This window comes from Methylocystis sp. (assembly GCF_051061225.1).
Lineage (GTDB): Bacteria > Pseudomonadota > Alphaproteobacteria > Rhizobiales > Beijerinckiaceae > Methylocystis.
On sequence record NZ_JBPFEB010000027.1, the window covers coordinates 1 to 2,423 of the forward strand.

Sequence of the window (2,423 nt, forward strand, 5' to 3'; positions counted from 1 at the left end):
CTACCAGTTGAGTCTGGATGGCAGCGAGCAGGATTGGACGCTGGTGCTGACGCCGATTGACGCCAAAATGCAAAAGGTCGTGGCAAGCATTCGTATCGTCGGCGCGCGTAACGAGCTGCGCAGCATAGCGATCAAGCAGGCCGACGGCGATAGCTCGTTGATGACTATCACGCAATTACCTATGCCGTGAAGCCAACCATATTACAAACCGGCAAGCTTGCGATAACCCTCTGGCTGGCGGTCATGCTGACCTGTGCGGCCATCATCGCCCGCAGCCATTTCACCGCCGACCTGTCCGCTTTCCTGCCGCGCACGCCGACGGCGGAGCAGCAGTTGCTCATGGACCAGTTGCGCGACGGGCTGGCCTCCAAGCTGATACTGATCGGGATCGAAGGCGCGGACGAAGCCACGCGTGCCCGGCTTTCCAAGGAAATGGCCTATCGCCTGCGCAATAATCCGGCGTTTATTGATATTAACAACGGCGAGCCCGTCAGCGCTAAGCGCGACCGCGATTACCTGTTCAAGAACCGCTACCTGCTCAGCCCCGCCGTCACGCCGCAGCGTTTCAGCGCCGAAGGCCTGCATGCCGCGCTCAGCGACAGCATTGACCAGTTGGCGTCCCCCGCCGGCCTGCTCATGAAATCCCTGCTGCCGCGTGACCCCACTGGGGAAATGCTGCAACTGCTCGAGCAGATGAACGGCGCTGACAAGCCGCAAATGATCAATGGCGCATGGGCGTCGAAAGACGGCAAGACGGCGCTGTTGTTGGCGCAAACCCATGCTTCCGGCTCGGATACCGATGCCCAGCAACAGGCCATGCAAGCGGTTCGCGCTGCGTTCGCAGAAGTCGGCGCAAGCACTGGCGCGCAGTTGCTCATGACCGGCCCCGGCGTATTCTCCGTGCTGTCGCGCGACGCCATTAAGCAGCAGGTCAGGCTGATTTTCATCGTGAGCTCGGTACTCATCGCCTTGCTGCTGCTGGCGGTTTATCGCTCCTTCGCCGCGCTGGTATTGGGTTTTCTGCCGGTGGCGACGGGCATCCTGGCGGGCATCGCCGCTGTCAGCCTGGGTTTTGGCGTGGTGCACGGCATCACGCTGGGTTTCGGCACAGCCCTGATCGGCGAGGCCGTGGATTATTCGATTTATCTTTTCATGCAGTCCGAACAAGGCGAAGCCGACCGCAAAAACTGGGTTGCCCGCGTCTGGCCGACGATACGGCTGGGCGTACTGACTTCGGTGTTCGGCTTCGCCTCACTGCTGTTCTCGGGCTTCCCCGGCTTGGCGCAGCTCGGCCTGTATTCGATCGCAGGGCTGCTGGCGGCAGCGGCAATGACGCGTTATGTGCTGCCGCATCTGCTGCCTGCCGGTTTTCAGGTGCGCGATGTTTCAACGATGGGCGCAAGGCTTTCAAGTCTGGCTAAACAAGCGCAGCGCTTGCGCTGGGCTGCTGTTGCACTGCTAGCGGTAGCCAGTGCCGTACTCTATATCCACCGCGACAATTTGTGGAACCACGAGCTCGCCGCCCTGAGCCCGGTTTCCACCGCCGACCAAGCGCTGGATACGCGCTTGCGTGCAGGCATGGGCGCGCCCGATGTGCGCTATCTGGTCGTGGTTTCCGGCGATAGCCGCGAAGCCGTACTGCGCTCCGCCGAGCAGGTCTCGCTTGCGCTGCAACCGCTGGTTGAGCAAGGTGCGCTCGCCGCGTTCGAGAGCCCCAGCCGTTATCTGCCCAGCGCGGCTGCCCAGCAAGCGCGGCAAGCGAGCCTACCGGAAACTGCGGTATTGACCTCACGGCTCGAGCAGGCCGCGAAGGATTTGCCCGTGCGCTCACAGCTGTTCACCCCTTTTCTTGCCGATGTGGCGGCTGCCCGAAGCCAGCCTTTGCTGCAACGCGCCGACCTGGACGGCACAGCAATGGCCATGGCGGTAGATGGCCTGTTGATCCGGCAAAATAATCAATGGAACGCCTTGTTGCCATTGACCGCGCCGGAAAGCGGCGATATCAATGCCGCGCTGGTGCGCGATGCCCTGCCTAAAACCCTGCCCAGCTCCGGCAACGCGCTGTTCGTGGACTTGAAAGCCGAATCCAACCGCCTGTATTCCGGCTATCTGCACGAGGCCATCCTGCTCTCGCTGGCCGGATTGGCAGCGATAGTCGCTCTGCTGTTCGCGGTGCTGCGTTCGCCGCGGCGCGTGGCTGCCGTCGTCCTGCCGCTGGCGGCAGCGGTGTTGACCGTTACGGCAGGGCTGGCTCTGGCCGGGCAGCAGCTCATCATCCTGCACCTGATCGGCCTGTTGCTGATTGTCGCCATCGGCTCCAACTACGCGCTGTTCTTTGACCAGCGCGATGCAACACAAGCGCTGCCGCCGCGCACTGTGGCTTCGCTGTTGTTCGCCAATGTCGCTACCGTGCTCGGGTTCGG

Annotated in this window: 2 protein-coding genes; both read left to right on the forward strand. The window is 62.4% G+C overall.

Annotated elements, in window-relative coordinates; all coding sequences use genetic code 11:
* Positions 1-190, forward strand: a 190-nt coding sequence (locus tag ACR652_RS05670; protein WP_434505548.1) for a LolA-related protein, incomplete at its 5' end; no start/stop codon positions are given.
* Positions 187-2,423: MMPL family transporter (locus tag ACR652_RS05675; protein WP_434505549.1), on the forward strand; the 2,237-nt coding region annotated here is incomplete at its 3' end. The genes ACR652_RS05670 and ACR652_RS05675, both read left to right, overlap by 4 nt.